The following is a 22,462-nucleotide window of genomic DNA, read 5'->3' as shown; positions in this document are numbered from 1 at the left end:
CCTGTCTTTGATGAGGCAATACCCCATCGTCGGGCTTGATGGGTATCGCTTCGCTCAACCCATCCTACGTTCGTTCACGTGGCTCACTCGCGGACGCCGGGGATGGCCAGCAGCTCGCCGATGGCTTCGTCCAGGGTGGCGATCAGCTCATCCACGTCGGCTGCGGTGGTGGCCGGGCAGCAGAGGGTCATGTTGTGGAACGGCGTGATCAGGATGCCGCGGTTGATCAGGTAGAGGTGGAGGGCCATCTGCAGCTCGTCGTGGAAGGCGGCTTCGGCCTCGGCGCCGGTACGCGGCGACACCGGGCAGAACTGGAATTCGCTGCGGGCGCCGAGTTCAGTCACCGACCACTTCAGGTCGTACTTGGCGATCAGGCTGCGGAAGCCGTCGGCCAGCCGCTTGGCCAGCGGCAGCATGTGGTCGTAGGCGGCCTGGGTCATCACCTGTTCCAGGTTGGCACGCATGCAATGCATGGCCAGGGCGTTGGCCGAGAGGGTGGTGCCCATGCCGCTGTGGCCGTGACCGTGGCTGTCTTCCTGGGCCTTCTTGCGTGAGGCGAGCATCCGTTCCGCCATCTCCGCGCTGCAGCCGAAGATGCCGCAGGGCACACCGCCGGCGATCGGCTTGCCGACCACGAAGAAGTCCGGGTCGAGGTTCCACAGGCGGGTGCAGCCGCCGATGTCGGTCGAGATGGTGTGGGTTTCGTCGATGATCAGCAGGCTGCCGTACTTGCGGGTCAGCTCGCGGCACTTCTGCATGAAGCCCGGATCGGGCAGGACCATGCCGATGTTGGTCATGGCCGGTTCGCAGAGCAGGGCGCAGACATCGCCCTTGGCCAGCGCGGCTTCCAGCGCTTCGACGTCGTTGAAGGGGATGGAGCGGCTGTATTGGGTCAGGTCGTAGGCCTGGCCCACCAGGCCGGAGCGCGGCACGGTCTCGCCATCGCGATAGCGCACCATCACGTCGTCGACGGTACCGTGATAGCAGCCGTCGAACACCAGCAGGGTCTTGCGCTGGGTGATGGCGCGGGCCCAGCGCAGCACGTAGCGGTTGGAGTCGGTGGCGGTGGCGGTCACCTGCCAGTAGGGCAGGCCGAAGCGCTGGGCCAGCAGCTCGCCGCAGACCACGGCGTCTTCACCCGGCAGCATGGTGGTCAGGCCGTTGTTGGCCTGCTCGGCGATGGCGCGGGCGATGGGGTCCGGGGAGTGGCCGAACATGGTGCCGGTGTCGCCCAGGCAGAAGTCGATGTACTCATGGCCGTCGACGTCATAGAAGCGGGCGCCCTTGGCGCGCTCGACGAACAGCGGGCAAGGCGTGGACCAGTCGGCCATCCAGTGCATCGGCACGCCGGCGTAGAGGGACTTGTGCGCGCGTTCGGCGAGGGCGACGGATTTCGGATTGCGCTCCAGGAAACGGGCGCGCTCGCGGGCGGCAAAAGTTTCCACGGCGGCTTGGCTGATTCCACTGGCAGTCATGTTGAACACCTCGTTCGAATTTCTGCACATCGTGTTTTGTGATCACAATTCTGTCAAGGCTTGCGAAAAAAGCCCCTGAAAATTAACTTGAAAGCATATTTGTGATCACAGGATCGAACGATAGACCAGATGGAAAGTCTCCGCTGGCCTGGACTCGACCCGTGGTCGGAGCGATCAACCCAGCAACAGAAGGCGACCAAGAGCATGCGTAACTGCAGCCTGACCCTGAACCAACTGCCGGCGCCGCCGGCCCTTGCACGGTGATATGCCCATGGCCGAGAACCTGCAGGAACAGCTTTACCAACGACTACGCGAGGGCCTGCTGGCAGGCCATTTCAAACCCGGCGAGCGCCTGAAGATTCGCGATCTCGCCGCTGCCTGGGGCACCAGTCCGATGCCCGTGCGTGCCGCCTTGCAGCGCCTGGTGGCCGAAGGTGCCCTGGAGGGCGAGCCGCAGCGCTCGGTGCGCGTGCCGCCCATGACCCGCGAACGCTTCAAGCAGATCTTCCAGGTGCGCATGGCGCTGGAAGGCATGGCGGTGGAGGCGGCGGCGGGCCGGCTTTCCCCCGACGAGCTGGATATCCTGCAGGGCTGCATGGAGCGCATGGACGCTGCCATCGAGCAGCGCGACGTGCAGGGCTACCTGACCGACAACAGCCAGTTCCACCGGGTGCTGTATGGCGCCTGTGGCAACCCGGTCCTGTTGCGCACCATCGAAAACCTCTGGCTGCAGGTCGGCCCCTTCTTCAATCGCCTGTTCACCGAGGCGGACCTGTCGTTGCGTCTCAACGACTTCCACGAAGATGCCTACAAGGCCTTGCAGGCCGGTGATGGCAAGGCCGCGCGCTTCGCCATCGAGCAGGACCTCACCTATTTCGGCCAATTCCTCCTCAACCTGCTGGAACTGGACTTCGCCCAGGCCCGCAGCGGCTGACCAGCCATTCCGCGGGAGCGGGCCGGCCTCGCTCCCGTAGGACGTTTCAGGCAAGTGTTACTGCATATTGCATCGCCCTGGAGGGAAAGTTCGCGATGATAATCTGCGGCCGTTCCTAGCCTCACTTTCCCTAATTCCTACGTGGCTCCACTGGAGCCGAGCGAGTCGCCCGCGCGCGGGACCGCTGTGCCGCGCATTGCAGAAAAAGGAGTCCATCGCCATGCATGCCATCGCTTTCATCCAGGATCTTGCCGTGATCATGCTGGTCGCGGGCATGGTGACCATCCTTTTCCACCGCTTCAAACAACCGGTGGTGCTGGGCTACATCGTCGCCGGCTTCATCATCGGCCCGCACACACCGCCCTTCGAGCTGATCCAAGACGAGGAGACCATCAAGACCCTCGCCGAGCTTGGGGTGATCTTCCTGATGTTCTGCCTGGGCCTGGAATTCAGCCTGGCCAAGCTGTTCAAGGTAGGGGCCACTGCGTTCATCGCGGCCTTCCTGGAAATCGTGCTGATGATCTGGATCGGCTACGAGATCGGCAGCTACTTCGGCTGGAAGACCATGGATTCGCTGTTCCTCGGCGCGATCCTGGCGATCTCCTCCACCACCATCATCGTCAAGGCGCTCAGCGACCTGAAGATGAAGAACGAGCGCTTCGCGCAGCTGATCTTCGGTGTGCTGATAGTCGAGGACATCCTCGGCATCGGCATCATCGCGCTGCTCTCGGGCATCGCCGTGAGCGGCTCGGTGGAGACCGGGGAAGTGTTCGCCACCGTGGGCAAGCTCACCCTGTTCATGATCGTTGCGCTGGTCATCGGCATCCTGCTGGTGCCGCGCCTGCTCGCCTACGTGGCGAAGTTCGAGAGCAACGAGATGCTGCTGGTGACGGTGCTCGGGCTCTGCTTCGGTTTCTGCCTGCTGGTGGTGAAGCTGGAATACAGCATGGTGCTGGGCGCCTTCCTGATCGGCGCGATCATGGCCGAGTCGCGTCAGCTGGGGCAGATCGAACGGCTGATCGAACCGGTGCGCGACATGTTCAGCGCGATCTTCTTCGTCGCCATCGGCCTGTTGATCGACCCCGGGATCCTGGTGGAGTACGCCTGGCCCATCGTCGTCATCACCCTGGCGGTGGTGCTGGGCAAGATGGTTTCCTGCGGCCTTGGCGCCTTCATCGCCGGCAATGACGGCCGCACCTCGCTGCGAGTCGGCATGGGCCTGTCGCAGATCGGCGAGTTCAGCTTCATCATCGCTGCGCTCGGCATCACCCTGCAGGTCACCAGCGACTTCCTCTACCCGGTGGCCGTGGCCGTGTCCGCCATCACCACCCTGCTGACGCCCTACCTGATCCGCGCCGCCGATCCTCTGTCGATCAAGCTGGCCAAGGCCATGCCACGCCCGCTGGCGCGGGTGTTCGGCTACTACGGCGATTGGCTGCGCAGCATCCAGCCCCAGGGCCAGAGCGCGGTGCTGGCGGGGATGATCCGCAAGATCCTGCTGCAGGTGATCGTCAACCTGGCGCTGGTGGTGGCCATCTTCCTGGGCAGTGCCTATTTCGCCGGAACCCTGGCCGGCTACCTGAGCGAGTGGGTGGCCTCGCCCAACCTGCAGAAGGCGCTGATCTGGGGCGGCGCGCTGCTGCTATCGCTGCCCTTCCTGATCGCCGCCTATCGCAAGCTCAAGGCGCTTTCCATGCTGCTGGCGGAAATGGGCGTGACGCCGGACAAGGCCGGTCGCCACACCGAGCGGGTGCGCAAGGTGATCGCCGAGGTGATTCCCCTGCTGTCGCTGCTGGGCATCATGCTGCTGCTGATGGCGCTGTCGGCGAGCATCCTGCCGACGCTGGAACTGCTGGTGCTGATCGCCCTGCTGGCGGCGGGCGTCAGCGCACTGCTCTGGCGCTGGCTGATCCGTGTGCATTCGCGGATGCAGATCGCGCTGATGGAGACCCTGGAGCAGAACCAGGACCAGCATCACCGCTGATGGCGCGAAAGCGAAGAAGCCCCGCAGGCCTGCGCTTGCGGAGCTGGTGTCATTGTGGGGAGCGGATCAGCTCGCGAGCCACACGTCCCTGGCCCAGTGCCAGACCGAATCCCAGCTTTCGTCGGTGAGCTCGCCTTCGTCGCCGTCCCACAGCAGCACTTCGCCTTCGCCATCGACCACGTAGTAGTCGCGGCCATCCTGGCACAGCGGCACCAGGTCGCGGGGGACGCCCAGGTCCCAGGCCACGGCGGCGACTTCCGGCAGGAAGGTGTGGGATTGCGGGTCGGTGGCGGTCACCGGCTCCAGGCGGCCATAGACCACGTCGCTGACCTTGAGCAGGAACTCACGCAGCTCGAAGGGCAGGTTGATCAGCAACTGCTCCTCGATCTCCACCAGCAACTCCTCGTCCGGGAGTTCCAGGGGAACCGGCACCGGCTCGTTGAGTTCGCGCAGCTGTTCGATGACTTCTTCCATGGCGGCAGGCCCTCATGCATTGGGATGCGCTTTATACAGTAGCCGGGGCGTGGGAAGAAAAGCACCTGATCGTCACCTGCAGGCGCATGGCTCCATCAAACCGTTAAGCTCGACCTTTTCCGAGGACCCGTTCATGGCCATAACCTGGACCTGCAAGCACCACAGCGAACTCGATACCCGCGAGCTCTATGGCTTCCTGGCCCTGCGTTGCCAGGTATTCGTGGTGGAGCAGAACTGTCCTTACCTGGATGTCGACGGCCAGGACCTGGAAGCCGATACCTGCCATGTGATGGCCTGGGAAGATGGCGCGCTGCTGGCTTACCTGCGCCTGCTGGACCCGGCGACCCAGGGCGGCGACGTGGTGATCGGGCGGGTGGTCAGTGCGGCCGAGGCGCGTGGCCGTGGCCTGGGGCACGGGTTGATGGAGCGTGCCCTGGATGAGGCCGGAAGGCGCTGGCCGGGGATGCCGGTGTACCTCTCCGCCCAGGCGCATCTGCAGGGCTATTACGGCCGATATGGCTTCTCGCCGGTGACCGAGGTCTACCTGGACGACGGCATTCCGCACATCGGCATGCGTCGCGCTTAGACCTCAAACTGCTTTTGACGGGGGCGGCTCAGTACCAACTGCTTCAGCCCGGCGGGGGCTCGCTGGCTAAACTTTGTGCACCGATACGGCGGCCCCCGGGGCAGCCAACCATCCCTGGTTATCCACAGGAGGTGCATCATGCGAATGGCCGCAACCCTGCAGCGCAGCCTGGCACGTGCCCATACCCGGTTCGATGTGGTGCCACACCCGCATTCGGCCACGAGCCTCGAATCGGCGCGGGTCGCCAACATCCCGGCCGAGCGCCTGGCCAAGACGGTGATCCTCGACGATCGCCAAGGTCATTTCCTCATGGCGGTGGTACCTGCCAGCCGCCATCTGGACGTGGGCAAGGTGCGCAAGGACGCGAGGCTCTGGCAGCTCACCCACGAGGCCGACCTGGCCCGGCTGTTCAAGGACTGTGAACTCGGCGCCGTGCCGGCAGTGGGCGAGCCCTACGGCATGAATATGGTGGTGGACCCGCAGCTGACCCGGCAGAAGGACATTTACCTGGAAGCGGGTGACCACGAGAACCTGGTGCACATGCGCATGGACGACTACCTGAAGCTGGTGCCGGATGCCGAAGTCTGCGAACTCTGCCATTAGGGGGCATGATTTGCTGCGCGGCGCTCACACTGGACCATGAACAGGCTCAAAGGCGTTCGGCCGCCGCAACCGCCGCCATTCTGGTTCCGTCGCTCCATCGCCCGTCGACGGTGGCGGCGAGGTGGAGGTCGGCGCCAGTGAAAAGAAAAACCCCGGGACAAGCCCGGGGTTTTTTCAGTGCACCAGCGATCAGTTCTGACGGATGCCCGCCACCAGCCAGGGCTGGTTGTCGCCGTTCACACGCTCCATGCGCCAGCTCTCGCTGAACGCCTCGCCCTGGTCGAAGCGCGAGGATTTGGAGATGCCGCTGAAGGTCAGGGTGGCGACGGTCTTGTCGGCCAGCTCGTCGATGCCATCCAGTTGCACCTGGAGGTTGTCGATGTAGGTGGACTGGTAGGCGTCGCCCATGCTGGCGCGTTCTTCCTTGAGGAAGTTCAGCATCTGCGGGGTGACGAACTCGGCGATCTTGTCCATCTCCGCCGCGTCCCAGTGCTGCTGCAGGGCCATGAAGTGCTCGCGGCCGGCTTCGACGAAGCGCTGCTCGTTGAACCAGCTCGGGGCGTTGAAGGCCGGCTGGGCCACCGCGGTGGCGCTGCCGAAGATCGGCGCCTGTTGCGGCATCTGCGGCATTTCACGCTGGAACGGCGCGTGGCCGGCCATGGCGGGCTGACCCTGCTGCTGGGCGCGTTTGCGCGCGGCCAGGAAGCGGAAGATCAGGAAGGCGATCAGGCCGATGATGAGGAAGTCGAAGATCTGCATGCCGTCGAAGCCGTCGCCCATGAACATGGAGGCGAGCAGGCCACCGGCGGCGATGCCGGCCAGCGGGCCCAGCCAGCGGGACGCGCCGCTTGCGGCGGCGGGTTTGCCGGCTACAGCGGGAGCCGCGGCATTCGGGGTTTGCTGGGCAGGTGCGGCCTGGCGGGTCTGGTGAGTCGGCGCGGAGCCAAAGGACTTGCCGCCGCCCATACGCTTGGCGGCGTTGACATCCAGGCTCAGCGTCAGGCCGACGCAGAGGGCCAGGGCAATACTGAGGAATCGGCGCATCAGAGGCTTCTCTTGGTTATGAATCTACGCGCGCCATGCTGCACAGTCAGTCGCACGATAGCTAGGGGCAGAGTGTTTCGGGATTTTGTCTGGCGGTGAAATCGGCCTTTTCCGGCCATGCCGTTCATCTGCGCAGTAGCAGGATCAACGGGCCGCAACGCAGTTGCCGGCGCAGCAGGGCGCGCAGGTCGGCCTCTTCCTCCGTGGGGTGGCGCAGCCAGTGGACGAAGGTACGCAGGTAGGCACCGGTGAGCAGGCTTTCCTCGGCGATGCGGCATAGATGCAGGGTTTCCCGCTGTGCCGCCTCGCGCCACCACTGCACGGTGCGGCTGATTCGCAACAGGCCTGCCAGTTGCAAGTGAAAATGGCCGGGCTCCAGCTTGTAGAGCAGCATCTGCCCGGTCACGGAACGATGCGGCGCCAGGGCACCGAGCCAGGCCATCAGCAGTTCTTCCAGACGCTTTTCGGCATTCAGCGCCGTCAGGTCGCCGCCCTTGCCGCGCTCCAGCAGCGCCAGGTCGGCGCGATCGAACCAGGCTTCCACCAGGTCATCCTTCTGGCGGAAATGCTTGGCGATGGCGTCGAGGCCGACGCCGAGCTGGTTGGCTACCTCGAACAGGTGCAACTGCTCCCAGCCGCAATTGTCGGCCAGGTTCAGGGCGCAATCGAGAATCTGTTGGGCGCTGGGGGAGCGGGGCATGGAATTACCTCCGCCACTGAGTATGGCCAAGCGCGCGGAGTCGACAGCGGCATCGGACGGGCGGAGGGGAGAGCGGGGCAGGTCTTTGTGGGAGCGAATTCATTCGCGAATGAATTCGCTCCCACAGGGTGGGGTCAGAGCGGCTGCAGCTTGGCGTAGGCCAGCATCAGCCACTTGCTGCCCTCGCTCTCGAATTTCACCTGCACCCGCGCCTGGGCGCCGGCGCCTTCGAAGTTGAGGATGGTGCCTTCGCCGAACAAGGCGTGCTGCACCCGCTGGCCCAGGGAGAAGGGCGTTTCCGGTACGGCGGCGCCATCGAAGATGGAACCGTGGCGGCTGCCGGCGCCCATGGGACGGCTGATGCTGTTGTTCAGGCGCACTTCGCGAATCAGCTGCGGCGGCACTTCGCGGACGAAACGCGAGACCTTGTTGTAGGTCTCGCTGCCGTAGAGGCGGCGGGTTTCGGCATAGGTCAGCACCAGCCGCTGCATGGCACGGGTGACGCCGACGTAGGCCAGGCGGCGCTCCTCCTCCAGGCGGGTCGGGTCTTCCATGCTCATCTTGTGCGGGAACAGGCCTTCTTCCATGCCCACCAGGAACACCAGCGGGAATTCCAGGCCCTTGGCGCTGTGCAGGGTCATCAGTTGCACGCTGTCCTCGAAGGCATCGGCCTGGGTTTCCCCGGCCTCCAGCGAGGCGTGGCTGAGGAAGGCCTGCAGCGGGGTGAGGTCGTCCTCGGGCTCTTCGTTCTCGAAGGCGCGGGCGGCGCTGACCAGTTCTTCCAGGTTTTCCACCCGGGCCTGACCTTTCTCGCCCTTCTCGTCCTTGTGATAGGCCACCAGGCCGCTCTGCTCGATGACCGTCTGGGTCATCAGGTGCAGGGGCATGTCCAGGCACTTGGCGGTGAGGTTCTCGATCAGCTCCATGAAGGCCCCCAGGGCACTGGAGGCGCGACCGGCCAGGGCCTTGTTGGCGATCATCAGGCGCATCGCTTCCCACATCGAGACGTCGTTGACGCGGGAGAACTCGCGGATGCTTTCCACGGTTTTCTCGCCGATGCCGCGCGGCGGTACGTTGATCACCCGCTCCAGCGCGGCGTCGTTGCCACGGCCGTCGAGCAGGCGCAGGTAGGCCATGGCGTTCTTGATCTCGGCACGTTCGAAGAAGCGCTGGCCGCCATAGATGCGGTAGGGGATCTTTTCCCGCAGCAGGGCCTCTTCCAGCACCCGCGACTGGGCGTTGGAGCGGTAGAGGATGGCGATCTCGCTGCGGGCCATGCCGTCTTTCAAGGCGCTCTCGATGCTCTCCACCACGTAGCGGGCTTCGTCGTGCTCGTTGAACGCGGCATACAGGCCGATGGGTTCGCCGTCTTCGCCCTCGGTCCACAGCTCCTTGCCCAAGCGCCCCTGGTTATTGGCGATCAGGGCGTTGGCGGCCTTGAGGATGCCCGCGGTGGAGCGGTAGTTCTGCTCCAGGCGAATTACCTCGGTGTCGGGGAAATCGCTGGAGAACTGCTGGATGTTCTCGATCCGCGCGCCGCGCCAGCCGTAGATCGACTGGTCGTCGTCACCCACCACCATCAGGCTCTGGCCACCCTTGGCCAGCAGGCGCAGCCAGGCGTACTGCACGGCGTTGGTGTCCTGGAACTCGTCCACCAGCACGTGGCGGAAGCGCCGCTGGTAGTGCTCCAGCAGGCTCGGGCGGTCGCGCCAGAGGTCGAGGGCGCGCAGCAGCAGTTCGGAGAAGTCGATCACCCCGGTGCGCGCGCAGGCCGCCTCGTAGGCTTCATAGATCTTCAGCATGGTGCCGAGGAACAGGTCGCCGCCGGCCTGGATGTGCTGCGGACGGATGCCCTCGTCCTTCTGCCCGTTGATGAACCACTGCGCCTGGCGTGCCGGCCAGCGCTGCTCGTCGAGGCCCAGGTCGCGGATCACCCGCTTGACCAGGCGCTGCTGGTCGTCGCTGTCGAGGATCTGGAAATTCTCGGCCAGGCCCGCTTCCTGCCAGTGGGCGCGCAACAGGCGGTGCGCCAAGCCGTGGAAGGTGCCGACCCACATGCCCGCCGGGTTGATCCCCAGCAGTTGCTCGATGCGCTGGCGCATCTCGGCGGCGGCCTTGTTGGTGAAGGTGACCGACAGGATCGAATGCGGCGAGGCCTGCTCCACCTGGATCAGCCAGGCGATGCGGTGCACCAGCACGCGGGTCTTGCCGGAACCGGCGCCGGCAAGCACCAGTTGACGTCCCAGCGAGGCCGCTACGGCCTGGCGTTGAGCGTCGTTGAGGGAGTTCAGGAGGAGGGAGAGATCGTCATGCATCGCGGCATTCTAGGGGGGCGGCCGGGGCAGGGCAAACCGATGACCGGATGGTCAGCTGGACGGTCGCCGATGCCAGGGCCGGCGACCCTCCTAAAGTTGGGGGACGCTCGTCCGGAACCTCGCACATAAAGCTATTGCAGCTTCTCCCCGCTCGGGTAAGCTCCGGGCTCGCTTAGGCAGACCAAGACAAAAACAAGCGCCTATGACCGCTAATTCAATGCTTGCCGGCCAGACGCTGTCCCTGGCCGACAGCCGCGAGATTCGCCAGCAGTTCGCGACCGACATTGCGGCCGAACGCACGCGCCTTCTTTACCAGGGGTCCCAGGTCCCGACCCTGTTCATGCTGCTCAACGGCCTGGCCTGCGCCTACCTGCTCTGGGGGCCGGGCAACAGCCTGCTGCTCGGCGGTTGGCTGGCATGGCTGGTGCTGCTGGCCATCCTGCGCCTGACCCAGGTTGCCGCGTTCAAGCAGGCGCTGCCCTCGGAGCAGGCTTGCCCGCGCTGGCGCAGGGCCTTCCTGCTGGGCGCCGGTGCTTCCGGCCTCACCCTGGCGTTCGCCGCCGTGGCGCTGGTGCCGCCGGACGCCTTCCTGACCCAGGCACTGGTCTATGGACTCATCGCCGCCGCGATCCTCTCCGCCAGTGTTGCCTATGCCGTCAGCCTTTCGGCCTTTCTCACCTTTGCCTTGCCCTGCCTGCTGCCCTCCATCACCTGGCTGCTGCTGGGCGATACGCCGCTGCTGCGCGGCTGGGGCGTACTCGGGGTGATCCTCGCTACCTCGCTCATGGTGGTGGCCTGGCAGGTCAACCGGTTGGTGCAGCGCAGCCTTTTGCAGCGCTTCCAGAACCAGGCACTGATCAGCCACCTGGAACAGGCCAAGGGCCGCGCCGAAGGCCTCAACGAAGAACTGGCCCGCGAAGTGGAGCAGCGCCGCCGCGCCGAGCGCGAACTGCGTCGTGCCCACGGCGAGCTGGAGATGCGCGTGGCTCAGCGCACCCTGGAGCTGGCCGACGCCAGCCACGCCCTGGTGAAGAGCGAGGCGCGCCTGGCCCTGGCCCTGGAGGCCAGCGAACTGGGCCTGTGGGACTGGAACCTGGAAACGGACGAAGTCCACCACTCGCAGCTGAAAGCCATCTTCGGCATCGAGGCCGACGACGTAACCCGCGTACTCAGCGACCTCAAGCCGCGCCTGCACCCGGACGACCTGCCGCTGTTGCGCCGGGCCCTGGTGGAACACCTGAAGGGCCGCACCGATGGCTATGCCATCGACTACCGGGTACGCCACACCGATGGCCACTGGGTCTGGGTGGAAGACCGCGGCCGCGTGGTGGAGCGGGACGAGGACGGCAAGGTATTGCGCATGCTCGGCACCCGTCGTGACATCACCGCGCGCAAGCTCCAGGACGAGGAGCAGCGCCTGGCGGCGACGGTATTCGACGCGGCCAGCGAGGGCATCGTCATCCTCGACCCGGACTACCGGGTGATCCAGGCCAACGCGGCTTTCAGCCAGGTCACCGGCTATCGCCAGGAAGAAGTGATCGGGCGTAGCGTCGCCACCCTGATCGGTACCCGCGAAGCCCGCCGCCGCTACCACCTGATCCGCGAAGAGCTGGAACAGAGCGGCAGCTGGCAGGGTGAGCTGATGGACACCCGCAAGAATGGCGAGCTCTACCCGCAATGGCTGCAGCTCAACGTGGTGCGCGACTCGCGGGGCCATGTCAGCCATGTCGTCGGTTTCTTCGCCGACCTCACCGCTCGCCGCGAGGCCGAGGAGCGCCTGCGCTACCTGTCCAACTACGACGACCTCACGGGGCTCGCCAACCGTACCCTGTTCAAGGACCGGCTCCACGAAGCCAGCCAGCGCGCGCGCCAGAGCGGCCGCAGCCTCGCCCTGCTGCACATCGACCTGGACCGCTTCAAGGTGCTCAACGACAGCCTCGGCCATGAAGGGGCGGATCAATTGCTGCGCCAGGTCAGCCGCCGCCTGACCCAGGCCGTGCCGGAAGCCGATACCATCGCGCGCCTGGCGGGCGATGAGTTCGCCGTCATCCTCGATTCCTACGGCAGCGTCTCCAACCTCGCGCGTCAGGCCAGCCGCCTGCTTGGCAAGCTGCGCATGCCGATGACCGTGGGTGGCCACGAGCTGGTGATCAGCGGCTCCCTGGGCATCAGTCTGCTGCCGGAAAACGCCCGCGACATTTCCGCCCTGATCAGCCAGGCCAACATGGCCATGCAGCACGCCAAGCACCTGGGCGGCAACACCTTCCAGTTCTTCACCGACAACCTCCAGGCCTGCACCCTGGAGCGTCTGCAGATGGAGAACCAGCTGCGCAAGGCCATCGAGGAAGGCCAGCTGGAGGTCTTCTACCAGCCCAAGCTGGGCCTGGCCGACAACAGCCTGAATGCGGCGGAGGCCCTGGTGCGCTGGCGCCATCCGCAACAGGGGCTGGTGCCGCCGGGGGACTTCATCGGCCTGGCCGAGGAAACCGGGCTGATCGCCCCCATCGGCGAATTCGTACTGCGCCAGGCCTGCCAGCAGGCCCGCGAATGGCAGCGCCAGGGCCTGGCGGATATCCGCGTCTCGGTGAACCTGTCGATGCACCAGCTGCGCCAGGGCAACCTGGTCAGCCTGGTGCGCCAGGTGCTGGAGGAAACCGGCCTGCAGGCGCGCCTGCTGGAGCTGGAGCTGACCGAAAGCCACCTGCTGGAAAACGTCGAGAACGTCATCGCCACCTTCCACCAGCTGCGCCAGATCGGCGTGAAGCTGGCCATCGACGACTTCGGCACCGGCTACTCGTCCCTGAGCTACCTCAAGCGCTTCCCGGTGGACTGCGTGAAGATCGACCAGACCTTCATCCGCGACCTCTCCGCAGGCAGCGAGGACGCAGCCATTACCCGCGCGATCATCGCCATGGCCCACAGCCTGGAGCTGAAAGTGGTGGCGGAGGGTGTGGAAAACCAGGAGCAGCTCAGCTTCTTGCGTAGCCAGCGCTGCGACGAGATCCAGGGTTACCTGATCAGTCCGCCGGTGGAGGCGCCCCAGTTCGTGTGCCTGCTCAAGGAGCAGGCCACGGCGCTCTGGCGCTGATCAGTCGGGCGGGGCGATGGGTATCGCTTCGCCCGACCCATCCTGCGGAAGGCTCAGGCGCTGGCCGCGGTGCGGCTATTGCCGCTGCTGAACCAGCGCAGGAGCAGGGCGTTCTCCAGGTCCACGCCAGCGGGCAGCGGCAGGTACAGGATGTGGCCGTCGCCCGGCGCCACTGCCTTGCGCTCGCCGTAGCGGTTTTCCAGGGCTTCCAGGCGGAAGTCGAGGTTGCCCCGCGGGGTCATCAGCTGCAGGCGGTCGCCGACGGCGAAGTGATTCTTCACCCGCACCTCCGCCAACCCTTGGCGAACCACCCCGCTCAGCTCGCCGACGAACTGCTGGCGCTCCGACAGCGAGTAGCCGTGCTCATAGTTCTGGTACTCGTCGTGCACGTGGCGGCGCAGGAAGCCTTCGGTGTAGCCGCGGTTGGCCAGTGATTCGAGATCGTCCATCAGGGTGCGGTCGAAGGGACGGCCGGCGCGGGCGTCGTCGATGGCCTTGCGATAAGCCTGGGCGGTACGCGCTACATAGAAATGCGACTTGGTGCGGCCCTCGATCTTCAGCGAATGCACGCCCATCTGCAGCAAGCGCTCCACGTGGTGCACGGCGCGAAGGTCCTTGGAGTTCATGATGTAGGTGCCGTGCTCGTCCTCCCAGGCGGACATCAGCTCACCGGGACGGTTGGCTTCCTCCAGCAGGACCACCTGGTCGCTCGGCTGGCCGCAACCGAGGGTGGGTACCACCTGCCCCAGTTCGTCCTCGCGGGCCGGCCGGGTGCCGTATTGCCAGCGGCAGGCGTTGGTGCAGGTGCCCTGGTTCGGGTCGCGGTGGTTGAGGTAGCCGGAAAGCAGGCAGCGGCCGGAATAGGCCATGCACAGGGCGCCGTGGACGAAGACCTCCAGTTCCATGCCCGGCACCTGCTGGCGTATTTCGCCGATTTCCTCCAGGGACAGCTCGCGGGACAGGATCACCCGGCTAAGCCCCTGCTGCTGCCAGAACTTCACGCTGGCCCAGTTCACCGCATTGGCCTGCACCGAGAGGTGGATGGGCATCTGCGGGAAATGCTCGCGAACCAGCATGATCAGGCCGGGATCGGACATGATCAGCGCGTCAGGCCCCATGGCGATCACCGGCTCCAGGTCCTTGAGGAAGGTCCGCAGCTTGGCGTTGTGCGGGGCGATGTTCACCACCACGTAGAAGCGCTTGCCGGCGGCGTGGGCCTCCTGGATGCCGAGGGCCAGGTTGGCGTGGTCGAATTCGTTGTTGCGTACCCGCAGGCTGTAACGCGGCTGGCCGGCGTAGACGGCATCGGCGCCGTAGGCGAAGGCGTAGCGCATGGCCTTGAGGGTGCCGGCAGGGGAGAGCAGTTCGGGGCTGTGCATGGCGCGGCTCGCGGAGTCTGGAGGACGGGCGCGCGATTCTAGGGAGGTCGGCGGGGAGGAATATTGCTCTGGAGCAATGGGGTTGCTGGGACTTTATCCCTGTAGGAGCGAAATCATTCGCGATACGGGCCGGAGGACCGTCCTGCGGGGCTGAAAGAACGGACAGCTTCGCTGTCCTTCGCGAATGAATTCGCTCCCACAACGAGCAGTCCGTGCAGCCTGCAGTGTGATTCTCAGTCGTGCCACTGGCGGCCGTGCAGCTCCAGCAGGCTGTGGGCCTGTTCCGGGCCGGTGGAGCCGGCGGGGTAGGGGCGCGGGCTCTGGTAGTACTCGTGCCAGCCTGCGAGGATGGGGTCGACCCAGCGCCACGCGGCTTCCACTTCATCGCGGCGCATGAAGAGCGTCGAATCGCCCTCGATCACGTCCAGCAGCAGACGCTCGTAGGCATCCCAGCGGCGCTGGTGGCTGAAGGCCTTGGCCAGGTTCAGGTCCAGTTCGACAGGCTCCAGGTTCATGCCCTTGCCGGGACTCTTGGCCATCAGTTGCAGGCTGATGCGCTCTTCCGGTTGCAGGCGGATCAGCAGGCGGTTGGCCTCGCCGTCGACGAACAGGCGGTGGGGCACCGGTTTGAACTGGATGACGATTTCCGAGTATTTACGCGCCAGGCGCTTGCCGGTGCGCAGGTAGAAGGGCACGCCGGCCCAGCGCCAGTTGTCGATCTCCGCCTGTACGGCGACGAAGGTTTCGGTGTCGCTGTCGTTGTCGACATTCTTCTCGAAGTAGTAGGCGGGTACTTCCTGGCCGCCGATCTTGCCGGCGCTGTACTGCCCGCGCACCGTCTTGTCGCGCACATCCTGGCCGGAGACGGGTTTCAGCGCCTCCAGGATCTTCACCTTCTCGTTGCGCACCGCCTCGGCGTCGAAGCGCACCGGCGCTTCCATGGCCACCAGGCAGAGCAGTTGCAGCAAGTGGTTCTGCACCATGTCGCGCATGGCGCCGGAGCGGTCGTAGTAGGCGCCGCGGTTTTCCACGCCGAGGGTTTCGCAGACGCTGATCTGGACGTGGTCGACATGCCCGGCGCGCCAGATCGGCTCGAAAAGGCCGTTGGCGAAGCGCAGGGCCATCAGGTTCTGCACGGTTTCCTTGCCCAGGTAGTGGTCGATGCGGAACACCTGGGATTCGTCGAACACCTTGCCGATGGCGGCGTTGATCGCACGGGCCGAATCCAGCGAATGGCCGATGGGTTTCTCCAGCACGATGCGCGACTGCGGCGTGGCCATGCGGGCGATGGACAGGTGCGCGGCGATGTCCTTGAACAGGTCGGGCGCGGTGGCCAGGTAGTACACCCGCCCGCAACCGGGATCGGGCCCCAGGTAGCGGGCCAGGCGGCCGAAGTCGGCGCTCTGGGACACGTCCATGGCGAAGTAGTCCAGGCGTTCGGAAAAGCCGCGCCAGGCTTCGGTGGTGAAGTCGGCGCGGGCCACCTGGGCCCGGCAGCGGCGCTCGGCCAGGGCGCGGAAGCCATCGCGGTCGAGGGTATTGCGGGCCAGCGCGAGGATGCGCATCTGCGGATGCAGGCGTCCTTCGCGATGCAGGTGATAGAGGGCCGGAAGCAGCTTGTGCAGGGCGAGATCGCCGGTACCGCCGAAGACGAGCATGTCACAGGAGCTGGTCAAGGATGCGCTCTCCCTTCCTTGCACACGGAGAAAAGGTGGTTCAACTGGGCGCAGAAGCGATTCATGTAGTATAACTACAAGATCACTACAGCCTGGTTCAGCCGATCATAACCGAGTCGAGAGCCGTAGCATGACGGAAGAATCCGGCAAGAACCCCATTCCAGACAGAGCCCGCCCTGTGAACCTGCTGCAACATATCGCCCAGTCGCGTCATCTGCTACGCAAGTCGGAACTGAAAGTCGCCGACCATGTCCTGCTCGATCCCGCAGCGGTCATGCACAGCTCCATGGCCGATCTGGCCCAGGGCGTCGGGGTCAGCGAGCCGACCATCGTGCGCTTCTGCCGCGCCATCGGCTGCGGCGGCTTCCAGGACCTCAAGCTGAAGCTGGCGCAGAGCCTGGCCGCCGGTGCGAGCTTTGGCCAGTTCGCGATTCACGAAGACGACTCAGTGGCGGACTTCAGCCTGAAGATCTTCGACACCACCCTGCACACCCTGATGGAAGTCCGCGAGAAACTCGACCCGGAAGCCCTGCAGCGCGCCATCGGCGCCTGTGCCCAGGCCCAGCGCGTGGAGTTCTACGGATTCGGCGCTTCCGGTGCCGTGGCGGCCGACGCGCAGCACAAGTTCTTCCGCCTGCTGCTCACTGCGGCGGCCTATTCCGACCCGCACATGCAGGCGATGTCGGCGGTCACCCTGAAGCCTTCGGACGTGGCCATCTGCATTTCCCAGTCGGGCCGCTCCAAGGACCTGCTGATCACCGCCAACCTGGTGCGTGAAGCCGGCGCCACCCTGATCACCCTGTGCCCGAGCCAGACCCCGCTGGCGGATCTCGCCACGGTGAACCTTGCCATCGACGTGCAGGAAGACACCGAGATCTACACCCCGCTCACCTCGCGCATCGCCCACCTGGTGGTGATCGACGTGCTCGCCATGGGCGTCGCCATGGCCCGTGGCCCGAGCCTGGTGAACCACCTCAAGAGCGTGAAGCGAAGCCTGCGCAGCCTGCGCCTGTCGCCGAAGTCGGTGAAGAGCGCCGAGGACTGATCTGCGCAGAACCTGTTCGGGGTCGAGCCGTCAGGCCAGGCCCTGACGCACGAGCAACCTCTCTATCGCATCGATGAAGGGCCCGCTGCCCGGCCAACTGGTGATCCGTCCCAGCGGCCGGCCGTGGTAGAGGGCGACGAAGGTGGGCACGCCGTGCAGGCCGTAGCGCAGCGCCAGCGCCGGGTCTTCGTCCACTTCATCGTGCAGCCAGCGCACCTGTGGCCACTGGCAACGTTCCTGGGTGCGCAGCAGGTCGTGCTTGGCCACGTCGCAGAGGGGGCAGTCGTCCTGCCAGAGGTAGAGCAGCACCAGCTTCTGCCGTTCGCTGGCCAAAACGTCATCGATGATGCTCGCGCGCACCCGTTGGATCGGAAAGCGTTGGAAGAACTCGACGGCATTGCTCATGGCGTCCTCCAGCGGCGTTACCCGTCTACTGCTGAGCAAAGTCTGGTGCCGGCAGTCTGTCCAGCAGCGTGAAACTCCCGCTTCACCACAGATTCACCGAGCCTTCGCAAAAGCGTCACAGGCGCGAGTGATCCTGCGCCTGTCAGCCTGCTTCCGAACCCACCCTGGGAGAGACGCCATGCACCGCTTTCACGATGAATCCGCACATCTGGACAGCAAGACCCGGCGCAAACTGGAGGACCAGCGGCGTATGCAGTTCCGCCGCGCCATCGAAGACCGAGCCGAGCTACGCCGCCTGCAGGTGGAGTGCTCGGACTATCCCTACCCCGAATTGATCGCCGTCAACTACCTGTTGTCGTCAAAGGCAGCGCACCGGAAAAACGGTGCGAAAGCGCGCTGATCTGGGCGCGTTCTTCGCGGATGAAGGCTAAAAACGCCTGGGCGACCGGCGACAGCCGCTTGCCCTTGGCGTGTACCGCGCACCAGCTCCGGTAAAGCGGCAGCTCCTCCACCGGCAGCTCCCGCAGCAATCCCGTCGCCAGTTCCAGGCTCACCGCGTGCCGCGGGATCAGGGCGATCCCAAGGTCCGCCACCACGCACTCCTTCTGCGCATCCAGCGAGGCCACTTCCATGGTCTGGGCGAAGTGCGCGCGCTTCTGCTGGAAGTATTCCTCGCAGGCCTTGCGGGTGCCCGAACCGGCCTCGCGGACCAGCAGCGTGTAGGGCTCCAGGTCCTTCAGGGTCAGCTTGGCGGCATTGCACAGCGGGTGGCCCGGTGGCGCCACGGCCACGATCGGGTTGTTCAGGAAGGGCAGGAACTCCAGGGCCATGTCCTGGGGCACCAGGGACATGATCACCAGGTCGTCGCGGTTGTCCGAAAGGCGCTTGATGACCTGGGCGCGGTTGGTCACCACCAGGTGCAGGCTGACGTCCGGGTGCTGTTCGCGGAAGGCGGCGAACAGGTGCGGAACGAAGTACTTGGCGCTGGACTCCACCGCCAGGTTGAGCTGGCCCTGCAACGAGCCCTGCAGATCGGAGAGCTGCATGTCGAGGCTTTCCAGGCGCTGGAAGATGTCGTTGCTGGCGCGCATCAGCGCCTCGGCCGCGTCGGTCACGTAGAGCTTCTTGCCGACGTACTCGAACAGCGGCTGGCCCACCAGTTCCTCGAGCTGGCGGATCTGCAGGCTGACGGCCGGCTGGGTCAGTGCCATCTCTTCGGCCGCCCGGCTGTAGGAGCGGCTTTCGAACACGGCTCGGAACACCTGGAGCTGGCGCAGGGTCATGCGCAGCAAGGTCTTGCGCATCGGTGGATGGCCTCGCGGATGGGCAGGGGTGGCTGACTATAAGACGATCCTAATGGATAACCCAATAATTATTGATTGGGGTTATTCACGTCGAGGGCGTAGGGTAATGACGCGACCGCTTGACGATCAGCGGTCACTCAACGACCGGCCCAGCCGTTCGCCTGTTCACTTGGTCGAGGGAAAACTCGTGATCAAGAAAATCCTGATCGCCAACCGTGGTGAGATCGCCGTCCGCATCGTGCGCGCTTGCGCCGAAATGGGCATCCGCTCGGTGGCCATCTACTCCGATGCCGACCGGCACGCCCTGCATGTCAAGCGCGCCGACGAGGCCCACAGCATCGGCGATGATCCGCTGGCGGGCTACCTGAACCCGCGCAAACTGGTGAACCTGGCGGTCGAGACCGGCTGCGATGCCCTGCACCCGGGCTACGGTTTCCTCTCCGAGAACGCCGAGCTGGCGGAAATCTGCGCCGAGCGCGGGATCAAGTTCATCGGCCCTTCGGCCTCCGTGATCCGCCGCATGGGCGACAAGACCGAAGCTCGCCGCAGCATGATCAAGGCCGGTGTACCGGTCACCCCCGGCACCGAAGGCAACGTCGCCGACCTGGACGAGGCGCTGCGCGAAGGCGAGCGTATCGGCTACCCGGTGATGCTCAAGGCCACCTCCGGTGGTGGCGGCCGCGGCATCCGTCGCTGCAACTCGCGCTCCGAACTGGAACAGGCCTACCCGCGCGTGATCTCCGAAGCCACCAAGGCCTTCGGCTCGGCGGAAGTCTTCCTCGAGAAGTGCATCGTCAACCCGAAACACATCGAAGCGCAGATCCTTGCCGACTCCTTCGGCAACACCGTGCACCTGTTCGAGCGCGACTGCTCCATCCAGCGCCGCAACCAGAAGCTCATCGAGATCGCCCCGAGCCCGCAGCTCACCCCCGAGCAGCGCGCCTACATCGGTGACCTCGCCGTGCGCGCGGCCAAGGCCGTGGGCTACGAGAACGCCGGTACCGTGGAGTTCCTGCTCGCCGAGGGCGAGGTGTACTTCATGGAGATGAACACCCGCGTGCAGGTGGAACACACCATCACCGAGGAAATCACCGGCATCGACGTGGTCCGCGAGCAGATCCGCATCGCTTCGGGCCTGGAACTGTCGGTCAAGCAGGACGACATCATCCATCGCGGCTTCGCCCTGCAGTTCCGCATCAACGCCGAGGACCCGAAGAACAACTTCCTGCCGTCCTTCGGCAAGATCACTCGCTACTACGCCCCCGGCGGCCCCGGCGTTCGCACCGATACCGCGATCTACACCGGCTACACCATTCCGCCGTACTACGACTCCATGTGCCTGAAGCTGATCGTCTGGGCACTGACCTGGGAAGAGGCGCTGGACCGTGGCCTGCGTGCACTGGACGACATGCGCGTGCAGGGTGTGCGGACCACCGCGCCCTACTACCAGGAAATCCTGCGCAATCCCGAGTTCCGCAGCGCCGAGTTCAACACCAGCTTCGTCGAGAGCCATCCGGAGCTGACCCAGTACTCGATCAAGCGCAACCCGTCGCACCTGGCCATCGCCATCGCCACCGCCATCGCCGCCCACGCCGGCCTGTAGGGGAAGGATTCAGAACATGAGCAAGAAGATCTCGATCACCGATACCATCCTGCGCGACGCGCACCAGTCCCTGCTGGCCACCCGCATGCGCACTGAAGACATGCTTCCGATCTGCGACAAGCTCGACAAGGTCGGCTACTGGTCGCTGGAAGTCTGGGGCGGCGCCACTTTCGACGCCTGCGTGCGTTTCCTCAAGGAAGACCCGTGGGAGCGCCTGCGCAAGCTCAAGGCCGCGCTGCCCAATACCCGCCTGCAGATGCTCCTGCGCGGCCAGAACCTGCTGGGCTACCGCCACTACAGCGATGACGTGGTTCGTGCCTTCGTCGCCAAGGCCGCGGTCAACGGTATCGACGTGTTCCGCATCTTCGACGCGATGAACGACGTGCGTAACCTGCGTGTCTCCATCGAAGCCGTGAAGGCCGCCGGCAAGCACGCCCAGGGCACCATCTGCTACACCACCAGCCCCGTGCACACCATCGACGCCTTCGTGAACCAGGCCAAGACCATGGCTGCCATGGGCGTCGACTCCATCGCCATCAAGGACATGGCCGGCCTGCTGACCCCGTTCGCCACCGGCGACCTGGTCAAGGCGCTGAAGGATGCCCTGCCGCTGGAAGTGGTGGTGCACTCCCACGACACCGCCGGCGTGGCCAGCATGTGCCAGCTGAAGGCCATCGAGAACGGCGCCGACCGTATCGACACCGCCATTTCCAGCATGGCCTGGGGCACCAGCCACCCGGGCACCGAGTCGATGGTCGCCGCCCTGCGCAACACCCCCTTCGACACCGGCCTGGACCTGGAGCTGATCCAGGAAATCGGCATGTACTTCCACGCCGTGCGCAAGAAGTACCACCAGTTCGAAAGCGAATTCACCGGCGTGGACACCCGCGTGCAGGTCAACCAGGTGCCGGGCGGCATGATCTCCAACCTGGCCAACCAGCTGAAGGAGCAGGGCGCCCTCAACCGCATGGCCGAAGTGCTGGAAGAAATCCCGCGCGTGCGCGCCGACCTCGGTTTCCCGCCCCTGGTGACCCCGACCTCGCAGATCGTCGGTACCCAGGCCTTCTTCAACGTCCTGGCCGGCGAGCGCTACAAGACCATCACCAACGAAGTGAAGCTCTACCTGCAGGGCCGCTACGGCAAGGCGCCGGGCGAGATCAACGAGCAGCTGCGCCGCCAGGCCATCGGCAACGAAGAAGTCATCGACGTGCGTCCGGCCGACCTGATCAAGCCCGAGCTGGACAAGCTGCGCGCCGACATCGGCAGCCTGGCCAAGTGCGAAGAGGACGTGCTGACCTTTGCCATGTTCCCGGACATCGGCCGCAAGTTCCTCGAAGAGCGTGCCGCCGGCACCCTGAAGCCGGAAGAGTTGCTGCCCATGCCCAATGGCAAGGGTGCGGTTGCGGTCGGTGGCGAAGGCACTCCGACCGAGTTCGTGGTGGACGTGCATGGCGAGAGCTACCGCATCGACATCACCGGTGTCGGCGTGAAGAGCGACGGCAAGCGTCACTTCTACCTCGCCATCGACGGCATGCCGGAAGAAGTGGTGTTCGAGCCGCTCAACGAGTTCGTTGCAGGCTCCGGCAGCAAGCGCAAGCAAGCCAGCGCTCCGGGCGATGTCAGCACCACCATGCCGGGCAACATCGTCGACGTGCTGGTGAAGGAAGGCGACCGGGTGAAAGCCGGTCAGGCCGTGCTGATCACCGAAGCGATGAAGATGGAAACCGAAGTCCAGGCGCCCATCGATGGCACCGTCAAGGCCATCCACGTGGCCAAGGGCGACCGCGTGAACCCGGGCGAGATCCTGGTCGAAATCGCCTGATTGCTCCGGCGATAGTCCCCGTGGG

Annotated in this window: 18 protein-coding genes; 9 read left to right on the top strand and 9 right to left on the bottom strand. The window is 65.3% G+C overall.

All coding sequences use genetic code 11. From position 1 onward, the window contains the following. Nucleotides 1–83: 83 nt before the first annotated feature. Nucleotides 84–1,475 carry an aspartate aminotransferase family protein gene (locus FXN65_RS27575; RefSeq protein WP_151138534.1) on the bottom strand — a complete coding sequence of 464 codons (1,392 nt, stop codon included), beginning with the start codon at nucleotides 1,473–1,475 and terminating at the stop codon, nucleotides 84–86. A 271-nt stretch (nucleotides 1,476–1,746) separates the two neighbouring features. Between FXN65_RS27575 and FXN65_RS27570 the strand changes: the two genes are divergently transcribed. Both FXN65_RS27570 and FXN65_RS27565 read left to right on the top strand, forming a co-directional pair. Further along, entirely contained in the window at nucleotides 1,747–2,409 is a 663-nt protein-coding gene (locus tag FXN65_RS27570) for a GntR family transcriptional regulator (protein ID WP_151138532.1), read from the top strand. Between the two features lie 220 nt (nucleotides 2,410–2,629). Then, nucleotides 2,630–4,393: a cation:proton antiporter gene (locus tag FXN65_RS27565; RefSeq protein WP_151138530.1), complete on the top strand. Its 1,764-nt coding sequence runs from the start codon at nucleotides 2,630–2,632 to the stop codon at nucleotides 4,391–4,393. Nucleotides 4,394–4,459: 66 nt separating this feature from the next. Here FXN65_RS27565 and FXN65_RS27560 read toward each other — a convergent pair whose 3' ends face one another. Further along, complete coding sequence (locus tag FXN65_RS27560) at nucleotides 4,460–4,867, bottom strand: SMI1/KNR4 family protein (protein ID WP_151138528.1); 408 nt, start codon at nucleotides 4,865–4,867, stop codon at nucleotides 4,460–4,462. A gap of 133 nt (nucleotides 4,868–5,000) precedes the next feature. Here FXN65_RS27560 and FXN65_RS27555 point away from each other — a divergent pair, with 133 nt between their 5' ends. Together FXN65_RS27555 and FXN65_RS27550 are read left to right on the top strand one after the other, a co-directional pair. Next, the gene (locus FXN65_RS27555; RefSeq protein WP_151138526.1) at nucleotides 5,001–5,453 is read left to right on the top strand and encodes a GNAT family N-acetyltransferase; all 453 of its coding nucleotides are present in this window, start codon (nucleotides 5,001–5,003) and stop codon (nucleotides 5,451–5,453) included. Nucleotides 5,454–5,591: 138 nt separating this feature from the next. Further along, complete coding sequence (locus FXN65_RS27550; protein ID WP_151138524.1) at nucleotides 5,592–6,056, top strand: aminoacyl-tRNA deacylase; 465 nt, start codon at nucleotides 5,592–5,594, stop codon at nucleotides 6,054–6,056. 189 nt (nucleotides 6,057–6,245) lie between these two features. Here FXN65_RS27550 and FXN65_RS27545 read toward each other — a convergent pair whose 3' ends face one another. The 3 genes from FXN65_RS27545 to uvrD all read right to left on the bottom strand — a co-directional run bounded on the left by FXN65_RS27545 (nucleotide 6,246) and on the right by uvrD (nucleotide 10,115). Continuing rightward, entirely contained in the window at nucleotides 6,246–7,100 is an 855-nt protein-coding gene (locus FXN65_RS27545; protein WP_151138522.1) for a Tim44 domain-containing protein, read from the bottom strand. 124 nt (nucleotides 7,101–7,224) lie between these two features. Continuing rightward, nucleotides 7,225–7,800, bottom strand: coding sequence for a TetR/AcrR family transcriptional regulator (locus FXN65_RS27540; RefSeq protein ID WP_151138520.1), 576 nt, complete (start codon nucleotides 7,798–7,800; stop codon nucleotides 7,225–7,227). A gap of 134 nt (nucleotides 7,801–7,934) precedes the next feature. Beyond that, entirely contained in the window at nucleotides 7,935–10,115 is a 2,181-nt protein-coding gene (gene uvrD, locus FXN65_RS27535; RefSeq protein WP_151138518.1) for a DNA helicase II, read from the bottom strand. 217 nt (nucleotides 10,116–10,332) lie between these two features. Here uvrD and FXN65_RS27530 point away from each other — a divergent pair, with 217 nt between their 5' ends. Beyond that, nucleotides 10,333–13,203, top strand: coding sequence for a putative bifunctional diguanylate cyclase/phosphodiesterase (locus FXN65_RS27530; RefSeq protein WP_394351310.1), 2,871 nt, complete (start codon nucleotides 10,333–10,335; stop codon nucleotides 13,201–13,203). A gap of 53 nt (nucleotides 13,204–13,256) precedes the next feature. Here the strand turns inward: FXN65_RS27530 and trhP are convergent, their stop codons facing one another. After that, nucleotides 13,257–14,582, bottom strand: coding sequence for a prephenate-dependent tRNA uridine(34) hydroxylase TrhP (gene trhP, locus FXN65_RS27525; protein WP_151138514.1), 1,326 nt, complete (start codon nucleotides 14,580–14,582; stop codon nucleotides 13,257–13,259). 233 nt (nucleotides 14,583–14,815) lie between these two features. Next, the gene (gene zwf / locus FXN65_RS27520) at nucleotides 14,816–16,240 is read right to left on the bottom strand and encodes a glucose-6-phosphate dehydrogenase (RefSeq protein ID WP_226284453.1); all 1,425 of its coding nucleotides are present in this window, start codon (nucleotides 16,238–16,240) and stop codon (nucleotides 14,816–14,818) included. 196 nt (nucleotides 16,241–16,436) lie between these two features. On the opposite strand from zwf, the gene hexR reads away from it, so the two are divergent. Continuing rightward, complete coding sequence (gene hexR, locus FXN65_RS27515; RefSeq protein ID WP_151138991.1) at nucleotides 16,437–17,303, top strand: transcriptional regulator HexR; 867 nt, start codon at nucleotides 16,437–16,439, stop codon at nucleotides 17,301–17,303. A gap of 30 nt (nucleotides 17,304–17,333) precedes the next feature. On the opposite strand, the gene FXN65_RS27510 is transcribed toward hexR, so the two are convergent. Beyond that, on the bottom strand, nucleotides 17,334–17,708 hold the full coding sequence (locus FXN65_RS27510; RefSeq protein ID WP_151138510.1) for a thioredoxin family protein: 375 nt from the start codon (nucleotides 17,706–17,708) through the stop codon (nucleotides 17,334–17,336). 178 nt (nucleotides 17,709–17,886) lie between these two features. On the opposite strand from FXN65_RS27510, the gene FXN65_RS27505 reads away from it, so the two are divergent. Continuing rightward, nucleotides 17,887–18,108 carry a PA3496 family putative envelope integrity protein gene (locus tag FXN65_RS27505; RefSeq protein WP_151138508.1) on the top strand — a complete coding sequence of 74 codons (222 nt, stop codon included), beginning with the start codon at nucleotides 17,887–17,889 and terminating at the stop codon, nucleotides 18,106–18,108. Here the strand turns inward: FXN65_RS27505 and FXN65_RS27500 are convergent. Next, nucleotides 18,050–19,012, bottom strand: coding sequence for a LysR family transcriptional regulator (locus tag FXN65_RS27500; RefSeq protein ID WP_151138506.1), 963 nt, complete (start codon nucleotides 19,010–19,012; stop codon nucleotides 18,050–18,052). The two genes, FXN65_RS27505 and FXN65_RS27500, sit on opposite strands and share 59 nt — an antisense overlap. A 187-nt stretch (nucleotides 19,013–19,199) precedes the next feature. On the opposite strand from FXN65_RS27500, the gene FXN65_RS27495 reads away from it, so the two are divergent. Both FXN65_RS27495 and oadA read left to right on the top strand, forming a co-directional pair. Continuing rightward, a complete protein-coding gene (locus tag FXN65_RS27495) occupies nucleotides 19,200–20,615 on the top strand; it encodes an acetyl-CoA carboxylase biotin carboxylase subunit (RefSeq protein ID WP_151138504.1) in 1,416 nt (471 codons plus the stop codon). Between the two features lie 16 nt (nucleotides 20,616–20,631). Then, nucleotides 20,632–22,437 (top strand): sodium-extruding oxaloacetate decarboxylase subunit alpha, encoded by a 1,806-nt coding sequence (oadA, locus tag FXN65_RS27490; RefSeq protein ID WP_151138502.1) that lies wholly within the window; start codon nucleotides 20,632–20,634, stop codon nucleotides 22,435–22,437. The last annotated feature ends 25 nt before the right edge of the window (nucleotides 22,438–22,462 follow it).

It is taken from the genome of Pseudomonas lalkuanensis (assembly GCF_008807375.1).
GTDB lineage: Bacteria > Pseudomonadota > Gammaproteobacteria > Pseudomonadales > Pseudomonadaceae > Metapseudomonas > Metapseudomonas lalkuanensis.
This window is presented reverse-complemented; position numbering and strand designations above follow the sequence as displayed.